Origin of the sequence: Streptomyces sp. WAC04114 (assembly GCF_019733245.1) — a bacterium.
GTDB lineage: Bacteria > Actinomycetota > Actinomycetes > Streptomycetales > Streptomycetaceae > Streptomyces > Streptomyces massasporeus_A.
Genome location: NZ_JAIGQA010000055.1, coordinates 22,743 through 40,890, shown reverse-complemented (window position 1 = coordinate 40,890; position 18,148 = coordinate 22,743). Strand labels below are relative to the sequence as shown.

13 protein-coding genes and 1 pseudogene are annotated in these 18,148 nt (G+C 73.6%); 5 read left to right on the top strand and 9 right to left on the bottom strand.

The genetic code is table 11. The features are described from left to right. The 5 genes and pseudogenes from K4G64_RS17120 to K4G64_RS17100 all read right to left on the bottom strand — a co-directional run. Positions 1-978: pseudogene (locus K4G64_RS17120) on the bottom strand (hypothetical protein); the annotation flags it as partial. Then, positions 975-2,918, bottom strand: a complete 1,944-nt coding sequence (locus tag K4G64_RS17115) for a TOMM precursor leader peptide-binding protein (RefSeq protein ID WP_221756899.1) — start codon at positions 2,916-2,918, stop codon at positions 975-977. The pseudogene K4G64_RS17120 and the gene K4G64_RS17115, both read right to left, overlap by 4 nt. Next, positions 2,905-5,049, bottom strand: coding sequence for a hypothetical protein (locus K4G64_RS17110; RefSeq protein ID WP_221756898.1), 2,145 nt, complete (start codon positions 5,047-5,049; stop codon positions 2,905-2,907). The genes K4G64_RS17115 and K4G64_RS17110 overlap by 14 nt, the downstream gene beginning before the upstream one ends. After that, positions 5,046-7,658, bottom strand: a complete 2,613-nt coding sequence (locus K4G64_RS17105) for a lantibiotic dehydratase (protein ID WP_221756897.1) — start codon at positions 7,656-7,658, stop codon at positions 5,046-5,048. The genes K4G64_RS17110 and K4G64_RS17105 overlap by 4 nt, the downstream gene beginning before the upstream one ends. Then, positions 7,655-8,731, bottom strand: coding sequence for a hypothetical protein (locus tag K4G64_RS17100; RefSeq protein ID WP_221756896.1), 1,077 nt, complete (start codon positions 8,729-8,731; stop codon positions 7,655-7,657). The genes K4G64_RS17105 and K4G64_RS17100 overlap by 4 nt, the downstream gene beginning before the upstream one ends. A 331-nt stretch (positions 8,732-9,062) precedes the next feature. On the opposite strand from K4G64_RS17100, the gene K4G64_RS17095 reads away from it, so the two are divergent. Then, positions 9,063-9,659 (top strand): hypothetical protein, encoded by a 597-nt coding sequence (locus K4G64_RS17095; RefSeq protein ID WP_221756895.1) that lies wholly within the window; start codon positions 9,063-9,065, stop codon positions 9,657-9,659. 117 nt (positions 9,660-9,776) lie between these two features. On the opposite strand, the gene K4G64_RS17090 is transcribed toward K4G64_RS17095, so the two are convergent. The 4 genes from K4G64_RS17090 to K4G64_RS17075 form a co-directional block, all read right to left on the bottom strand. Further along, positions 9,777-9,950, bottom strand: a complete 174-nt coding sequence (locus K4G64_RS17090) for a thiazolylpeptide-type bacteriocin (protein WP_078615318.1) — start codon at positions 9,948-9,950, stop codon at positions 9,777-9,779. A 34-nt stretch (positions 9,951-9,984) separates the two neighbouring features. After that, positions 9,985-10,158: a thiazolylpeptide-type bacteriocin gene (locus tag K4G64_RS17085; protein ID WP_078615318.1), complete on the bottom strand. Its 174-nt coding sequence runs from the start codon at positions 10,156-10,158 to the stop codon at positions 9,985-9,987. Positions 10,159-10,192: 34 nt separating this feature from the next. After that, positions 10,193-10,366 carry a thiazolylpeptide-type bacteriocin gene (locus K4G64_RS17080; RefSeq protein WP_078615318.1) on the bottom strand — a complete coding sequence of 58 codons (174 nt, stop codon included), beginning with the start codon at positions 10,364-10,366 and terminating at the stop codon, positions 10,193-10,195. A gap of 163 nt (positions 10,367-10,529) precedes the next feature. Continuing rightward, positions 10,530-12,107, bottom strand: a complete 1,578-nt coding sequence (locus tag K4G64_RS17075) for a SagB family peptide dehydrogenase (protein ID WP_221756894.1) — start codon at positions 12,105-12,107, stop codon at positions 10,530-10,532. 242 nt (positions 12,108-12,349) lie between these two features. Between K4G64_RS17075 and K4G64_RS17070 the strand changes: the two genes are divergently transcribed. The 4 genes from K4G64_RS17070 (at position 12,350) to K4G64_RS17055 (ending at position 17,841) form a co-directional block, all read left to right on the top strand. After that, the gene (locus K4G64_RS17070) at positions 12,350-13,870 is read left to right on the top strand and encodes a multicopper oxidase family protein (protein WP_221756893.1); all 1,521 of its coding nucleotides are present in this window, start codon (positions 12,350-12,352) and stop codon (positions 13,868-13,870) included. Between the two features lie 77 nt (positions 13,871-13,947). Beyond that, positions 13,948-15,777: a class I adenylate-forming enzyme family protein gene (locus K4G64_RS17065; protein ID WP_221756892.1), complete on the top strand. Its 1,830-nt coding sequence runs from the start codon at positions 13,948-13,950 to the stop codon at positions 15,775-15,777. Next, positions 15,774-16,754 carry a 2-amino-3,7-dideoxy-D-threo-hept-6-ulosonate synthase gene (locus K4G64_RS17060; protein ID WP_221756891.1) on the top strand — a complete coding sequence of 327 codons (981 nt, stop codon included), beginning with the start codon at positions 15,774-15,776 and terminating at the stop codon, positions 16,752-16,754. The genes K4G64_RS17065 and K4G64_RS17060 overlap by 4 nt, the downstream gene beginning before the upstream one ends. After that, positions 16,726-17,841, top strand: coding sequence for a 3-dehydroquinate synthase II (locus K4G64_RS17055; protein ID WP_221756890.1), 1,116 nt, complete (start codon positions 16,726-16,728; stop codon positions 17,839-17,841). Before K4G64_RS17060 ends, K4G64_RS17055 begins: the two co-directional genes overlap by 29 nt. Positions 17,842-18,148 lie beyond the last annotated feature (307 nt).

The window sequence follows — 18,148 nt, the reverse complement described above, 5'->3', positions numbered from 1 at the left end:
CCAGAGGAGTTCCGACCAGGTGGGAGTGCGTTGTGAAGGGGGCGGGGTGGGGGGTACGGCGGTGGTCATGGGTGCGGGTGTGTTGTGGCTGGTCGCGCCCACGCGGCGGTAGCCGCATATCGAAGGCTGCCCCGCGCCCCTAGGTACGTACGGCTGAGCCCGGTTGACACGGACCACGTCGGTGAGGGAAGGGTCGCCTTCAGGGGCCGGAGTCTCCTTGATGCTGGTCGCCGCGTGGCCTGTGCCCTGCGGCTCATCCAGCCCGACCAGCCATGGCAACGACCACTCCCAGGTCTGCTCCACGCCCAGCTCGCGCAGCAAGCCCGGGCCGTCCGCCGTCGGCGGTGTCAGTGTCGCCGGTATTCCGAACAGCTCCAGGCCCAGGCTCAGCGCGCGCAGCACCATGCCCGTTTCGATGGCCACCAGGGAGCCCCGGAACCACTGGTACGCCAGGGGGATCGCGGTGTAGCGGCCGGTCAGGGCGATACGGGTGGGGGCGCCGGTGCCGGGGCCCGTGAGGGTGTGGCGGGCCGGTTCCAGCAGGCGCCAGTCGCGGCCGTCCCCCACGAAGGCGTGCACCGGGAACAGGCAGCGCGGTGAGGCGTAGGGGCGGTGTTCGTTGTAGGGGTTCTCCGGTTCGCGGCGCAGGGGAGCGAACGTGGTGGTCAGGGCGTGGGCCAGGGCGTCCGGTGAGGCCGGGCCGCCCGGGGCCGGGACCTGCGGGTACGGGAGAGCCGACAGACGGTCCGTCGTGCCCGGCGGCAGCAGGGTCGCCGGGCCTGCCGGGCGTGGGGGCGGGGGCGGCACATGGGAGTCGGGCGGCGGTGTGGCCGCCCAGGTCCACGGCGGTGGCTCCGGGGCGTCGTCGCCCGCGCCGTAGGCGTACCAGAGGGGCTCGCGGGCGATGCTGTTGTCGCCCTCGGGGCCCGGCAGGTCGACCGGGGCGCGCCGCGTCCACGGCTCGGCGGGGGCCGTCACGGGAACGGGTGCGGGTCGTAGGGGATCGCCCCGTGCTCCTGGCCCGTGCCGCGCAGGGCGGCGCGCAGCCGGGGCAGTCCGTCCAGGCGCTGCTGGGCGTGGCCGAAGCACATCGGCACGATGCCGGGGACGACGGCACGGGCGACCGCGATACCGGCGTCGGAGTGCTCCCGGCTGGTCTGGTCGACGATGACGATCCGGTCCAGGCCCGCGTCGGCGAAGAGCGAGGCGACGTATTGCAGGGTGCCGCGCACGTCGCCGCCGGCCGCACGCTCCAGCCGTCCCGGCCAGTCCGGGAACGCCTCCTCCAGTGTGACGGCCGGGCCCCCGAGTCCCGCCAGGGCGCGGTCGCGGGTCTCGGGGATGGAGGAGAAGCGGACGTGGTCCTCCAGCTCCTCCACCAGCCACGGGTCCTCGACCATGCGTTCCACCTGCTCGCGCGTCCAGTCGACCGGGTTGGTGACGAGCTGGGCGACCTCGCGCAGCGCCCCGCGGATCGCGGACTCGGGCTCGGCGCCCGACCCCGCGGAGGAGAAGGTCGCCGGGAAGGGGTTCTTCTCGTTCACGGCGATCACCCACACCACCGGCAGTCCGATGTCCCGGGTGGCGACCAGGAGATGGACGTCGTAACCACGGGCCCGGATCAGCTCGACCATGGCCCGGCTGGTGGGGTCGGTGAGCGTGCCGACCGGGATGTGGGGGAGCGGTTCGGCCCGGTACCAGGACGTCAGGAAGGCGTCCCGCTCCGCCAGTTCGAACAGGGAGTGCAGGGCGGCCTCTTCGTGGTTGGCGCCGACCGCGCAGCCGCTGGAGCAGTCGAAGAAGTAGTGCCGGCGGTTCGCGGCCCCGGCCACGCGCGCCGCGCGCCGGTCCCGGCGGAAGGCGTACTCGTACTGGTAGAAGGCGTGGTCGGCCGGGACCAGCAGGGGAGTGCCGTCGGCCAGATCGTGGCCCCAGGCCCAGTCCATGGCCGTGTCGGCGGTGAACGGCGTGGCCCTGCTCGTCGGGTGGGCGAGCTGCTCGGCGGTGTAGCGGCCGAGGCTGCCCGGGTCGACGGCCCGTTCGGCGACCTCGCGGTACGAGCGGCCGGTCAGCAGGGGGATGTCGTAGGGGTAGCCGCCGAGCCGCTCGTACGCCTCCAGGACGGCGACCGGTTCGGTCTCCGTGAACGTACGGGCCCTGCCGTGGCCCATCGCCGGGGCGTCGGCGACGACGGCCATGCTCATCGCGAACGGGGCGTGCGACTCGCGCAGGATCGCGCGGACCGGCCCGAAACGGTCGTCGACGAGCCGGTCCCGCAGGAAGCCGGGCTCGACGAGCCGGCTCGCCGCGGTGCGGGTGGCGTCCCCGGGCACGGCGGGCCGGGAGCGCAGGGTGCGGGGTGCCGGGGGCTCGGCCGCCACCAGGTCCTCGGGAGAGAGGCCGCAGGCCGGGCAGTGGAAGCTGCGGGCGATGCGGTGCCGACGGGTGCCGCGGACCGTCACCGAGTAGGCCTCGCCCGGCGCGAGGGGGTGGGTGGCCAGATGGTGGAGGCCGCTGCGCAGGAGTTCGGGCAGGAGGGGCGCGGGCGCTGCCGGGACGCGGGTGGCCTGGGTGAGGTCGCCCACGAGCGGGTGGTCGAGGACGGTGCGTTCGCGCACCTCGGCGCAGGCGGCGCAGCCGGAGGTGGTGCCGGGCACCCACAGGGGGCCCACCATGACCTCGTCGTCGTGGACCCGCACGGACAGGTGCGGGCCCGTAGCCCCGGTGACGCGGTCGCGTTCCCAGTGCAGGTCCCAGCCGAGGTTGACGGAGACGGTGGCCCCGGTGGCGCGGGCCAGGGGCGCGAGGGCGGGCAGCCAGTCGTCGTACGCCCCCACCGGCAGGGCGGGACCGGCCAGCACAGCGATCGACGGCTCAGTGGTCGACGGCTCGGCGGCCAACGGTTCAGTGGTCGGCATCGGTGGCCTCCTCGGCGGTCGTGGGGATGGCGGCGTCGGCGGTCACCGGGCCGTGCCAGAAGGGGAGTTCGCCGAGCACCGGGTCGGTGCGGAGGGCGTGCCCCTCGTGGACGGCGCGGGCCGTGAACTGCGCGCGCAGCGCCGCCCGGGCCGTGTCGTCCACGGTCAGCAGGGCGTCCGTGGAGAGCCGGCCGGCCGTGCCGCCGCTCTGCGCGACGGCCAGTGCCGTGCACAGCGCGGCGTACGTCGCCTCCACGGCGGTCGGGCCCCAGCCGGCGCCGAGCGGACGACCGCCGACGGTGACCTCGGCCAGCGGCCAGCCGATCCCGGCGTACCGGGAGACGGCGAGGGCCGGTTCGGTGCCGCCGAGCAGCGCCCGCAACTCGTCGGCGATGCGGTGGCCTTCGGCGTGCAGCGGGGCGTCGGTTTCGAGGACGTCCCTTTCCAGCCGGGCGAGTTGGCGCAGGGCGCCGTCCAGCAGCCAGTGTTCGCGGGTGAGGCCCGCCGCCGGGGTGCCGGACGTGTCGGTGACGCGGTCGCGCAGGGCGGCCAGTGCGGCGGCGATGGTCGCCGTCTCCTGGTGGGCGGCCCACGCGGTGACCGTGCCCGTGCGATCCGCCCGGTGCTCCGCGGCGCGCAGGGCGAGGGGCATCTGCGGCAGGTCCTCGCCCTGCGCGGAGGCGAAGAGGCCGGTCCAGCGGGCGGTGAGCACACCGGCGGCGTCCAGCGCGTCCTCGGGGGCGGGGAGGGGGTCGGCGGGGGCGCCGGCGAGACGGACGGCGACCGCTTCGCTCACGGGGGCGCCCGTGACGGTGACGCGGTCGGCCGTCAGATCGGGGCCGTGCACGACGTGTGCCTCCCCGGGCTCCGCGACACCCGTGAGGGTGTCGGTCAGGAGCTGTGCGGCGAGGGCTCCCGCGAGGGAGTGGGCGATCGGTCCGGCCGCCGGTTCGACGCCCTCGGCGTCCGCCCAGGCCCTGGCCCGGTCCCGGAAGACCTCCCAGGCGCCGGGTGCGACTCCCACGGGCCCGACCAGCACCGGCCCGGGCCCGAGCAGCACGGGCACGTGCAGCGTGCCGTCCTCCTCGGTCCACGTCCGGTCACCGTCGAGGAACTCGACGACGACCCTGGGCACGCCCTCGGTCGTCACAGGCGCCGTCACCGCCGGGACGCCGACGGGAGTTGTGGCACCGTGTCCGTTCACCGTCGGGGCGCCGACGGGGGTTCGTGTACCGGTCCGGTCCACCGCCGGGTCGCCGACGGGAGCTCTTCTACCGGTTCCATCCACCGCCGGGGCGCCGACGGGGGTTCGCGTACCGGTTCCGTTCACCGCCGGGTCGCCGACGGGAGTTGTGGCACCGTGTCCGTCCACCGCCGGGGCGCCGACGGGAGTTCGCGTACCGGTTCCGTTCACCGCCGGGTCGCCGACGGGAGTCACAGGGTGGTGCACCGCCGGGTCGCCGGCGGGAGTCAGGGAATGGCGCACCGCCGGGCCGCCGGCGGGGAACAACGCCCTGGAGCCGCCTGCCGATCCGCTCCTGCCGGACAGCAGGGCGGGGTCCGCGTACATCGCGGGGTCGCAGACCGGGACCAGGGGTGTCGGCGGTGTCTCCAAGACGGCCGTCGCCGTCACGTCGGCCACGCCCGCCCGGCGCAGGCCGCGCAGAGCCGGAGCCGTCGCCGTCGCCGGGCCGTGCAGCCGCACCCGGGCCCGGCGCAGACGGGCGAACGCGGCGTACGGGTCGTCGAGGCGGGCGGTGAGGCGGGCCAGCGTCTCGGCGTGCCGGGTGGCCAGCTCGGCCGGCGGCTCCGGCTCGGTGAGCGCGGCATGGTCGAGCAGCAGGCCGTTCTCCCGGAGCTTGCCGAGCAGATGCCGTACGGCGGGCCGGGCCCGCTCGGTGCCGAACTCGGCGACCAGCGCGTCCTCCGTCGTCCCCGCCCGCAGCAGCGGCACGCAGCCGTCCGCCACCGCGTACAGCAGTTCCGAGCCGCGCAGCACGAACTGCCCGCGCGTCCCGCTGAAGTAGACGCCCCCGGGCACGGGCGCGTAGTGCAGCCCGGGCCGGGCCACGAGGGGCTCGGCACCCGGGGCCGTCCGCGCCGGGGGCCTCTCGGCATCGGTCACGGTCATGACCGGACTCCTTCCGCTGCCCCGCCGTCGGCCGGGTGATACTCGAAACGGCCTCCGGCCTCACGCGCCACCTCGAGCACCCACTCCGTGGCGTGTGTGCCGTCGGTGACGCCGGGCAGGGCCTCTTCCAGATAGCTCGTGCCGGCGCCGCGGCGCTCCAGCATCCGCGGCAGGACCCGCACCGCCAGCGCGCTGGACAGGTCGACGTACTGCGGCTTCTGCGCCAGGCGCTTGGACTGGATGTCGGGGGCGCCGACCGAGAGCGGGCCCTCGTCCTCCGGCGCCGACTTGATGACGACCTCCTCGGGCACGCCGTGGCGGGAGCGCCAGGCGGTCAGTCCGAGGAGCCGCTCGTGCTCGTCGGGCCCGGCGGCGACGGCCGTGTCCAGTTCGGCACCGCCGTACCAGCGGCGGCGCCCGATGAGGACGTCGCCGACGGCCATGCGCGGAGCGACGCGGGTGTGCCTGCCGTCCCACGGGGTCGACGCGTGCCAGGAGTTGGGCAGACTGTTGAAGAGCCGGCCGCTGATGACCAGGCCGGAGGCGACCGACAGCGGCGGGGGGAACAGGCCCGGGTGGCCGGTGCCCAGCGGCAGCACCCGCAGCGGGGCGCCGTCGGAGTCCTCGACGCGCAGCGTGTCGGTCTCCGGGTCGTGCGCCAGGCGCAGCGTGAACCAGTCCTCGGCCGTGAGGCCGCCCGGCAGCACCGGCGTGTGCGCGTTGACGTTGAGGCGGTGCAGGCCCAGGTCCTCGGTGATGCGGATGCCGTCATGGCCGTAGAAGCGGTTCAGACGGTCGGCCAGGCGGGGCAGGGCGCGGCCGCCCTGGCGGCGGTCGGCCTCCAGGAAGCGCGCGTACAGCATGCCGTGGCCCGGCAGTCCGTCGTTGAGGACGAGCCGGTCGCCGGCCTGCTGGAGCAGTACGCCGTAGATCAGCGGGTCGCTGCGGAAGCGGTCGGGCAGTGCCCGGGTCAGCTCGGCGACGTCCGCCGCGGTGAGCCGCAGGGTGTCCTCACCGGCCTGGGCCGTCTTGGTGAGGAGGGCGTGCACCTCCTCGGACAGCTCGCGGCGCAGCAGGTACATGCGCTCCAGGCAGCCGTCCGCCGGCCCGATGCCGGACAGCGCGGCGGCCTGGCCGGTGCCCTCGGGCCCGTACACGGCGGCCATCGCGGCGGCCCGCCGGGAGACTTCCCCGACGATGAACGCCGCGTGCTCGGCCAGCGGCACGTTCGCCCCGGCCCCGAACCGCTCCACGAACGCGGCGGTCATCAGGACCCGTACGTCGTGCAGCCAGTCGAAGACGGTCAGGAGCTCCACCGCGGGGCCGAGGTCGGCCAGCGGGGCGTGCCAGTCGGAGGCCGCCACCTTGAGCGGCGGCATGACGTAGTCCTCCTCGACCGTGATGTGCGCCGGGCGGCCCGCCGCCTGGCTGAACCGGCCGAGGTCGCCGCGCAGTCCGGCCAGCAGCGCGCCCCGCTCGGCGGCCGGGGCCTCGGTCACCCGAGGTAGCCCGGCGCGCACCCGCGTCGCCAACTCCCGTACCTCGGGCGGCTGCTCGGCGTCGGGCAGAGTCAGCAGGTCGTCGTAGTCGCCCGCGGCGGACTCCTCCTCGGGCCTGCCGAACGTGCACAGCACGCCCTGGTGCAGGGCCTGCCGTACGCGTCGCTCGGCCTCATCCGCGGGGCAGCCGGCCCGGGCGGCGACATGCGCGACGACCGCCGGGAACCTGCGCGGTCCCATCGACAGCGCGTCGAGCAGATCGCCCACGGGCCCGTCGAGCGGGACGGCGAGCCGGTGCATGCCCTGCTCGGAGAACTTCAGGAAGAACAGTTTGCCCGTCTCCGGGTCGGGGGCCGAGGTTGGCGGCATCCCCACCCAGAGCGCGCTCAGGTCGGTGTCGTCGGTGGGCAGGCCGCCGAGGACGTAGTGGAGCATGACCCGGTCCAGGCCGGGCACGGCCCGCGCGCCGGTGAAGGGCACGTCGCCGGGGCGGACGGCCTCCGGGTCGCCGGCTGGGGCCGGTTCGGCGATGCCCACCGCGGTGAACCGGGAGAGCGGGCTGGTGCGCACCATCGCCCGGGTCACGTACTGGATCAGGCCGCGCTCCGACTTGCGGGTGCGGGCCGACACCTTGCCCGGGCCCTCCACCGCGGCCCGGTAGCGCTCGGCCTCCTGGTGCACCTCGGGGGCGATCAGCGCGAGGGAGCGCAGCAGGTCGCCGTCGCCCAGCAGTCCGGCCAGCACGGCGCGTTCGCGGTCGGCCGCGGCCGGATAGCCCTCGGCGATCGTGGCGCGCAGCCGCTCCCGCCCGTTCCAGGCGGCCAGCCAGCGGGCCACCGACGGGGTCGCTTCGAGGCTCTCCGGCGTCTTCTTGGGGGCGCGGCCGTTGTGGATGGCGCGGCGCAGGGCGATGAGCTCGCGCCGCTCGGCGTCCGAGTCGGCGGCGCCGATCCGCTCGTACAGCTCCTGCGAGCAGACCTCGGCGGCCTCCGCCAACTCCTCCTCGGCCGCTGCGAGTTCCCCGAGCAGGCGGCGCTGCTCCGGGTCGGCGAGGCGGGCCCTGCGCAGCGGGTTGACGCGCAGGAACCACTGGGGTTCGGGGCTGGTCATCGCGGGGCTCCCGTCGGTTCCGTGGCGGTGAGGCGCTCCCGCCAGCTGCTGCCGAGCACCTCGTCGACGGTCTCGGCGAGTGCGAAGCACATGTAGTAGCGCTGCATCGGCGAGACCGTGAGCAGGGGCAGCTGCTGGTAGAAGAGGTTCGTCAGCAGGCGGTAAGCGGCGAAGAACGGGGACGGGGTGCTGATCGCCCCCGAGCCGTGCACGGTCCGGTGGAAGTCGGTGTCGGGCTGCTCGCCGCGCGGCACCACCGTCTCCGCTCCGGGCGGGCCCATCCGGCTGCGGTCGACGCCGTCGGTGACGGAGTCGAGCAGGTCGGGGGTGAGCGCGCCGGTGGCGACCGCGTGGTCCAGGACCCCGGCGCCGTAGGCGAACGCCGTGCGCCACTGGGCCGCCGCCGGCGACACCGCGCCGTTCAGGCGCTGTTCGACGACCTCCCGGATGCGGGCGCCCTCCTTGGCGAGACGCTCCCGGAAGACCGGACGCATGTCCTTGCGCGGAGCCGCCCAGGCGAGGAAGGCCTCCACGTGCGAGCGGGGCGAGAACACCCCGTAGGCCGGGCCCAGGGCATGGGTGTCGACGAGGGCGGCGAACGCCTCCGCGAGGCGGACCGTGCCGCTGCCCGGCTCCTCGGCCATCCCCTCGATCATCGTCAGCACCGGCGTCGCGAGGGCGCCGTACACGACCGTGCGCAGGGCGTCGAGGCGCGGCTCCCGGGAGCGCAGCGCGGGATCGCCGGGCGTGACGCGCAGTACGGTGCCGTGCTCACGCAGCGGCAGGTACGGCGGCTCCACCGCTTCGAGGCGGCCGAACTCGCGGGCCTGGCCCAGGTACACCTCCTCGGTCAGCGCCCGGGCCGGGTCGAGGGGGCCGGCGTCCAGCGCGGCCTCGACCGCCGCCCAGTCGACGGCGCCGCCCGGCGGCAGCGCGGCGGCCGGGGCGAGCACGTCGACGTGCGGTCCGTGCAGCCAGCCGCGCCGCACCTGCACGCCGGGCACGCCCCGCTCGCCCAGTTCGCGGGCGACCGGGACGACGTGCCGGGCCAGCCAGGCCGGTGTCACCGGCATCCGGGTATGGAGTCGCACCCCCGTCAGGCCGGCGGAATCCGGCCTCACGGCAATGCGCTCCGGAGCGTGAACCCCCATGTCCTTTCACCTTCCGAGAAGAGCCGCAATGAATTCGTGAACCTGAATCCCATGATTGGCGCCGGGAATTCGAGCCGGAAGGGAAAAAGGTCCGACGCTTACATACGTCATCGTTTCCGTGACGTCCGACTACGGGCCAGGATGACGGAATCTTGCCTTCCGCTTCGAGGGTGCCCGTGGGCTGGTCCGAGGGTTCCCGTGAACTGGCCAAAAACCGCCAAGAAGGCAGGGTGGGCAGGTGTATTCTCCGCGAGTGACATCTACGTCCCCCACAACGCCCCCCACCCCGTCCGCCACGGACGCCGAGTGCCTCGCCCTCACCCGCAACCTGCGCCGCCGAGGCGTGGCCGTGCTCTCCGTGTTCGGCCTCATGTGGGCCGTGGCGGCGGCCTCCGGGACCGGCTCGGCGACGGATGTCGCGCCGCTCACCATCGAGGTGGCGGCGCTGCTGATCACCGCGGCGGCGATCTACCTGGGGTACCGCAAGGGCGCCGCGCCCTCGCCCCGGATGGTGGACCTTCCGGCCAACTGGGCGCGCGGCGTGGGCATCGTCAACACCGTCGAGCTGGCGGCCATCTTCGCCGTCATCGCCGCCTCCAACGCCGCGGGCCGGCCCGAGGCCATCCCCGCGGGCATCGCCCTCGTCGTGGGCCTGCACTTCTTCCCGCTCGCCCGGCTGTACGACCAGTGGCAGTACCGGTGGACGGCGTCGCTGCTGTCCGTGGTCGCGGTCGCCGGGTTCGTGCTCGTCGCGGCCGGCGTCGCGAGCGAGACCGTGCGGATCGTGGTGGGCCTGGGCAGCGCGGTGGTGCTGTGGGCCTCGTCGTACCACCTGGCCCTGCGCGGCTGACCTCCCCTCGAACGCCGAACGCCGAACGCCGAACGCAAGGATGTGCCCGACCGGCCGAGGCCGGGCAGGCGCATCCTTGATGCGTTCAGGCCGTGGTGCTCAGGCCGTGACGCCGGTTCAGCAGGCCGAGCAGGTGCTGGACGAGGAGGACGAGGTGCCGATCGAGCCGCTGGAGGCGCCCATCTCCGGCAGGGCGACGCCGTCGGTGACCTCGAGGGTCTCCAGCTCGTCCGCGTCGAAGCCCTCGAACGCCTTGTCCGCGTCCTGGTTCTTGATGTCCTTGGCGGTCATGTCGAAATCCTTCCGAAGATCCGGGGTGAGTGGTTCAGCAGGCCGAGCAGGTGCTGGACGAGGAGGACGAGGTGCCGATCGAGCCGCTGGAGGCGCCCATCTCCGGCAGGGCGACGCCGTCGGTGACCTCGAGGGTCTCCAGCTCGTCCGCGTCGAAGCCCTCGAACGCCTTGTCCGCGTCCTGGTTCTTGATGTCCTTGGCGGTCATGTCGAAATCCTTCCGAAGATCCGGGGTGAGTGGTTCAGCAGGCCGAGCAGGTGCTGGACGAGGAGGACGAGGTGCCGATCGAGCCGCTGGAGGCGCCCATCTCCGGCAGGGCGACGCCGTCGGTGACCTCGAGGGTCTCCAGCTCGTCCGCGTCGAAGCCCTCGAACGCCTTGTCCGCGTCCTGGTTCTTGATGTCCTTGGCGGTCATGTCGCATTCCTTTCGTCGAGGCCGTCGATTCCGTCACCGGAAATGCCGGCCGTGAATTCCTGGTCGCCTTCCGGGATTTGTTCCTTTCCCGTCCGGCTCTGACATCCATATTGCTCGGGCACTCACCCCGACGCCAGGGTTCGCGACCGCCGGCTGACATTTATCACGGGGCGGATGACTTTTCGCCGACGCCCTGCTTTCCGGGGCCGTCGAGCGGAATTGCCCAGTCAGGGCTGTTCACCATGTGCCATTCCTCGCCCGGGTCCGCGGGCAGCTCGGTGCCGCCGGCCGGCGTACCCAGCAGGAAGTCACCCACCGAGGACTCCCGGAGGTAGTCCAGGCCCAGCACGCGGGCCGAGAGGTCGGCGTCGCCGTTGCCCAGGCCGCAGGGCGCCAGGCCCATCGCCGTGGCCACCAGGTACATGGTCTGGTAGAGCACCCCGGTGTGCCGCAGCGTCGTCGCGTAGGCCATCGCCCGGTACTTCCACGCCATCCGCTGGAACCGCGAGGTCACCGTGAAGAGCACGTCAGGATGGACGTCGAAGCCCACCGAGCGGGACGCCACCCCCAGCAGTGCCCGCCGGTCCGCCTCCTCCGCGCTGACCAGGACCAGGCGGTGCGCGTAGGAGTCGTAGTGGTAGACGCCCGGCTCCAGTCCGTCGCAGCGCAACACCGTGACGTACAGCTCCAGTTCGTACAGGGAGCCGCCGCTCGGGTACGGCCGTGAGACGACCTCGTCCTCACCGGGGGAGTCCGCGCCCGGGGTGCGGTGGACGCGCACGCGCTGCACCCGGTACAGGAACTCGCCCAGCTCGCGCGCCGTCAACGCCCGCTCCCCGAAGGCGCGGTGGGAGCGACGAGACTCGATGGCGGCGGTCAGCGACGGGTCGGCGGCGTCGAGGTCGGCGCGGCGCGGGCGGTACAGCTCGGTCGCCGGGCCGGGCGGCGCGGGCTTCACGGCGGGCAGCGGGTCGATCTCGCCCCGGTAGGGGTAGACGGCTCCGAAGACACCGTCGTGGCGCCCGGAGCGGATCCGCGAGTGGAACAGCAGATCGTGGAAGTCCCACTGCCGCAGCACCGGTTCGCAGTCGGAGGCGAACGTGCCGTCCGGGCCGGCGACCTCGGCGAAGCCCAGACCGACCAGGTGGGCCAGGACGTCCAGGGTCTCCGCCTCGCTCAGCCCCGTGACCTCCCCGGCGCTCCCCGCCCGGCCCGGCTGCCCCAGGGCGGCGGCGAGCTCTCGCGCCGCCCGGTCGACCAGCACCGCGCGGAACTTCACCAGCGGTGACTCCAGCACGAGCACACCCTCGCGCGAACGGCAGAACGCGAACCGGGAGAGGCGCACGCGGTCGACCGCGGCCACCTCCGCGAGCCGGTGCCCGGCATCCCGCGCGGTCGGCTCCAGCCGCAGCAACTCCCGGCGCAGCGGCGGCTCGTCACGCGTCAGCACGCTGTACGCCAGCAGTTGCCCGGCCCGCTCCAGCAGGGCGTCGGCCCGCTCCCGGCCGGCCGAGTCGAGACCCTCGTACAACTCCTCCCGCGGCAGCGGTCCCTCGGCCAGCCGGAGCAGGACCGTACGCAACGGGCCGCGCACCGGGCGCAGGACGAGGGAGGTGACGGGGCCCCGCAACAGCGCGGTGTGCGTGCCGTCGTCGAACGTCACCCGCACATCGGTGCGCAGCGCCCGGGCGGCGGACCCGGGGGGCTTCTCGGTGATCGCTTTCGTGCCTGCGGGATTCATCGGGCCTCCGGTGCTCGACTCGCGTGGGCGGACCTGTCGAAATCCACTCTGCGGCCCGCTACACCGGCTCCCCCCGCACCGGCCGCACCGAATGACAGTCGCCATTCCCGCTCGTGACCGGGGTCATGGAATGCATGACAGATGACAGGGGCGGACTTCAATCGCTCGGACATTCGGCACTCGACGCGCATGCTCGGAACACGAATTCTCCCCGCACCTCACCGACAGAGAAGGAAAACTTCGTGTTCAGTCGTCGACATGCGATACGTCTCGGCCTCACCACCGGCGCCGTCGGCGCGGTCGGCGCGGCGGGCGGGGTCTTCCGGACGCTCACCGCCGGACAACCGGCCGCGGCCGCCGGACAGTCCGCCGCGGCCGCCGGAGCGGCGGCCGGGAAGGCCGCACCGGCCGGCGCGGCAGCCGCCCCGGTCGAACCCTTCTCGCTGCCCCTGACGACCCCGCCGGTCCTGGCCCCCTACCGCCGCACCAAGACCGCCGACTTCTACCGGGTCACCATGCGCCGCGCCGGCGTGGAGATCCTGCCGGGCACCCGCACCGACGCGCTGACCTACAACGGCTCGTTCACGGGCCCCACCATCCGCGCCCGCACCGGCCGCACCACCGTCGTCCAGCAGGTCAACGCGCTGGACATGCCGACCTCGGTGCACCTGCACGGCGGCAACAACCCGGTGGCCCACGACGGCGGAATGATGGACACCATCGCCCCCGGCCGCAAGCGCACCTACGTCTACGAGAACAAGCAGCCCGGCGCCACCCTGTGGACGCACGACCACGCCCACCACATGGAGTCCGAGCACGTCTACCGGGGCCTGTCGGGCCTGTACCTGCTGCGCGACCCCGCCGAGGACCGCCTCGGCCTGCCGTCCGGGAAGTACGACATCCCGCTGGTACTGCGCGACGCGCACTTCGACGCGGGCGCGCAGATGGTCTACACGATGGACGACGCGGAGAACCGCACGACCATCCTGGTCAACGGCCGCCCCTGGCCGTACCTGAAGGTCGAGGCCCGCAAGTACCGCTTCCGGCTGGTCAACTCCTGCAACCTGCGCATCTTCATCCTCGCGCTGTCCGACGGCTCGGCCACCCAGCACCCCGTACAGCAGATCGGCACCGACGGCGGCCTGCTCGCCGCGCCCGCCGAGACGCCCGTACTGGTGCTGTCGCCGGGGGAGCGCATCGACTTCGTCGTCGACTTCTCGAAGTACGCCCCCGGCACCAAGCTCACCCTCGCCAACATGCTGGGCCCCGGCCCGACCGAACTCGTCGGCCAGGTCATGCGGTTCGACATCGGCGAGCGCACCGCCGACACCAGCAGAGTGCCGGACACCCTCGCCACGCTGCCGGCACTGCCCAAGCCGACCGTGGAGCGCGGCTTCGAGCTCTCCATGGACGAGCCCGGCTCCGGCGGCCACCAGGCCTACATCAACGGCAAGACCTTCGACCCCGACCGCATCGACACCAACATCCAGTGGGGCAGCACCGAGGTGTGGACGGTCACCAACAAGAGCGCCACCGTCCCGCACAACTTCCATACGCACCTGGTGCAGTTCCGCATTCTCGAACGGGACGGTCAGCCGCCCTATCCGGCGGAGACCGGCTGGAAGGACACCGTGCTGCTCTTCCCCGGCCAGACGGCGAAACTCCAGCTCACCTTCGATTCACATCGCGGTGTCTATCCGTACCACTGCCACATGATCGACCACAGCGCCATGGGAATGATGGCGCAGATGAAGATCGCCTGATTCCCGGAAACGTTCCCCATAAGAGGCGTCTGGCGGTTTCCGGAAACGCTCCTGATCAATTGATTGAGAGGAGGACCATGACCACCGAAGCCACTCCCCGCCCCTATGCGCGCCGCGTCCTCGCGGCCCTGGGCAGGGACCCGACCCGCATCGTCCTGCACCGGCCGGAACGGGCGGTGACAGCAGGCGAGTTGCGCGCGTCCGTCCTGGGCAGCGCGGCGCTCCTGCACTCCCACGGCGTCCGACCCGGCACCACCGTCGCCGTCCTGACCGGCCCCAACCACCCGCTGATGCTCAGCGCCCGCTACGCCGTCCATCTGCTCGGCGCCACCTCCGTCTACGTCCGCTCGATGAACCCGCGCACGGACACCGAGACCTTCTCGGTCGCCACCCAGACCGGGCTCCTGCGTGACCTCGGGGTGTCGCTGCTGCTCGTGGACGACACGGACGAGGAGAGCACGGCCCGCGGCCGATGGCTGGCGCGGCGCAGGCCCGGCCTGACCGTGCGGGCGATCCCGCGCACGGCGGACGGGCACGACAGCGTGCCACCGGTCCCGCCGCCGCGCCCCGACGACCTGGCCGTCGTCGACTTCACCAGCGGCAGCACCGGCCGGCCCAAGATGGTCGCCCAGCGCTACGGCACCCGCGAACACCTCGTCCACCGGCTGGCCTCCGGCCTCGACCCCCGCGGCCCGGCAACCCTGCTGTCGGTCACACCGGTCAGCCACACGACGGCACCCATGGCCGACGCCGTGCTGTGCTCAGGCGGCACGATCGTCCTGCACGACGAGTTCGACGCCGACGCGACCCTGACGGCCATCGCCGAACTGGGCGTGACGGACGTCTACTTGGCGGTGCCCCACCTGTACCGCCTGCTCGACCACCCGCTGGTAGCGTCGTTCGACCTGTCCTCGCTGCGCCGCATCACCTACAGCGGCACTCCGGCCGCCCCCGAGCGGGTCCGGCAGGCCGTCCGGGTCTTCGGCGACGTCCTCATCCAGGTGTACGGCACCACGGAGGCGGGCGGCATCAGCAGTCTCACCCCGCTCGACCACCGTGAGCCCGAACTGCTGGGCTCGGCCGGCCGGCCCTTCCCCTGGGTGCGGGTGGAGATCCGGGCAGCGGATTCCGGCGCCCCGCTGGGCCGCGGCCGGACCGGCGAGATCTGGGTCAACTCGCCCACCGTGTCCGCCGGTTACCTCGACGACCCGGAGCTGACCCGGGCGACCTACCGGGACGGCTGGCTGCGCACCGGCGACCTGGGCCACTGGGACCGCTACGGCTACCTCCGGCTCGACGGCCGGGTCGGCGACGTCATCAAGCACGGCGGCCTCAAGCTCGACCCGGCCGCCATCGAGGCGGCACTGCTCCAGCATCCGCAGGTGCGGCAGGCGGCGGTGTTCGGCGTACGCGACGAGGACCTGGTCGAGCAGGTCCACGCCGCCGTCGAACTCCACTCCGGCGCCGGCCACACCTCCTGCGACCTGCGCGGCTACGTCGCCGCGACGCTCACCCCGGAACACGCCCCGGTCGGCGTCTCGGTCTGGCCCGAGCTCCCGCTGACGCCGTCCGGCAAACCGGACCGGGCCAGATTGCGAGAGGTCACCGCACCGGTGCGGACCCGGCCCGGTGGGTCGGTGCCGCCGCCGGTACGGACTCGGCCCGGTGGGTCGGTGCCGTCCGCCGAGCCGCGCGGCAGCGGTCCGTCCGCCGAGCCGCGCGGCAGCGGTCCGTCCGCCGAGCCGCGCGGCAGCGGTCCGTCGGCCGAGCAGCGCGGCACCGGTCCGTCCGCCGAGCCGCGCGGCACCGGTCCGCCCGACCCCGGCGGCTCCGCCGGACCAGACGCCCGCCGGGCCACCGATCGGCGTACGCGTACCGATCCGCGCAACAGAAAGGGCACCCCATGACCGCATTCGGCCACTTCGCCAGGTCACTGAGGCTGCGGCGGCTCTACCGCCACAGCACGGCAGGCCTGATGATCACCCCTCTCGACCACTCGATCAGCGACGGGCCCGTCGCCCCCAAGGGCACCAGCCTCGACCACCTCGCCGGGCAGCTCGCCGCCGGCGGCGCGGACGCGGTCGTCGTGCACAAGGGCAGCGTCCGGCACATCAGCCCGGAGCGGTTCGCCGCGATGTCGCTGATCATCCATCTCAACGCGTCCACCAGCCAGGCGCTCGACCCCGACGCCAAGTACGTGGTGACGCAGGTCGAGGAGGCCCTCCGGCTCGGCGCGGACGCGGTGAGCGTCCACGTCAACGTCGGCTCGGACGACGAGCGGCAGCAGATCGGCGACCTCGGACGGATCGCCGACGCCTGCGACCGGTGGAACCTGCCGCTGCTCGCCATGGTGTACCCGCGCGGACCCCGGGTCACCGACCCGCGCGACCCGGACCTGGTGGCGCACGCCGTCACCGTCGCCTCCGACCTGGGCGCGGACCTGGTCAAGACCGTCTTCCTCGGCTCGACCGCGGAGATGCTCGACCTGACCGCGGCCTGCCCGGTGCCCGTCCTCGTCGCGGGCGGTCCCGCGATGCCCACCGAGGAGGACGTGCTGGCCTACGTCCGGGCGGCCCTGGCCGGCGGCGCGGGCGGGGTGGCGATGGGCCGCAACATCTTCCAGGCCTCCGACCCCCGTCAGCTCGCCGCCAAGGTCGCCCGGCTGATCCACCACTTCCCGGAGCAGCACTTCGCCCCGCTGGCCTTCCCGGCCGACGCACACCGGGCCGAGCGGCTGACCCCCGATCACCTGGACGCCCCGGCCCACCTCGGCGCGCCCGGCTCCACGCTCGACGACACCACGCACCACCTCTCCGACCCTTCGCACTCCTCACACCCGACAGGAGGTCCGCATCATGACGGACGCAAAACTGTGCTGGCTTGACATCCGCGGAGCCGGCACCGCCACCCAGGCCGTCCTCGAAGAGGCCCTGCACCAGCGCATCGACGGCATCGTCGCCGCCGACCCGGCCGCCTTCGCAGGTCTGCCGCCCACCGTCCGCAAGGTCCTGCTCTTCGAGGACGGGCTCGACGGCGTCCCCGCCGACCTCGGCACCGCCGACCTGGTCGTCGTCCCGGGCCCCCGCGAGGAGCGGGCCGCGCTCCAGGAGGCGCACCCGGACGTCGAGTTCGGCCGCTACGTGGAGATCGTCGACGCCGACACCCTGGAGGACGCCTGCCTCGCGGCCCGCCTGGAGCCGTGGAGCGTGCTCGACTTCCGCGACCCCACCAAGATCCCGCTGGAGATCGTGATCGCCGCCGCCACCGGCGCCCCCGGCTCCATCATCACCACCGCGTCCAACACCGAGGAGGCCGAGATCGTCTACGGCGTCCTGGAACTGGGCTCGGACGGCGTCCTGATGCGGGCCAACACCGTCGGCGACGCCACCGCCCTGCGCACCGCCGCCAGCGCCCGCGGCGGCGAGATCGACCTGGTCGAACTCACCGTCACGCGCACCACGCACATCGGCATGGGGGAGCGGGCCTGCGTCGACACCACGACCCACTTCCGCAAGGACGAGGGCATCCTGGTCGGCTCGCACTCCAAGGGCATGGTGCTGTGCGTCAGCGAGACCCACCCCCTGCCGTACATGCCGACCCGCCCCTTCCGGGTCAACGCCGGCGCCCTGCACTCGTACACCGTGTCGCAGGCCGGCCGCACCCACTACCTCAGCGAACTCCACGCCGGCAGCAAGGTGCTGGCCGTCGACGTCAAGGGCCGTACCCGGCCCGTCAGCGTCGGCCGCGTCAAGATCGAGACCCGTCCGCTGATCTCCATCGACGCGGTCGCCCCGAGCGGGCAGACGGTCAACCTGATCCTCCAGGACGACTGGCACGTCCGCGTCCTCGGCCCGAACGCCGCCGTCCTCAACTCCACGGAGCTGAAGCCCGGCGACACGATCCTCGGGCACCTGCCCACGGCCGACCGCCACGTCGGCTACCCCATCGACGAGTTCTGCCTGGAGAAGTGACCCCGGCACCTCACCGCACACCCACCGCCGCAGCGACCGCACCAGCCCGCCCGGCGCTCGCACGACACCAACGCCCCGCCCCGGCACCCCTCGTGCCGGGGCCGGCGCGCGCTCGCCCACAACCTGCGCCACCCACACGGCCCGTGCCGCCCACACGGCCCGTGCCGCCCACACGGCCCGTGCCGCCCACACGGCCCGTGCCGCCCACACGGCGGGCGCCGCCCACACGGCGGGCGCCGCCCACACGGTCGGCGTCGCCCATACGGCCCGCGCCGCTGGCACCACCCGCACCACCCGCGGCGCCCAC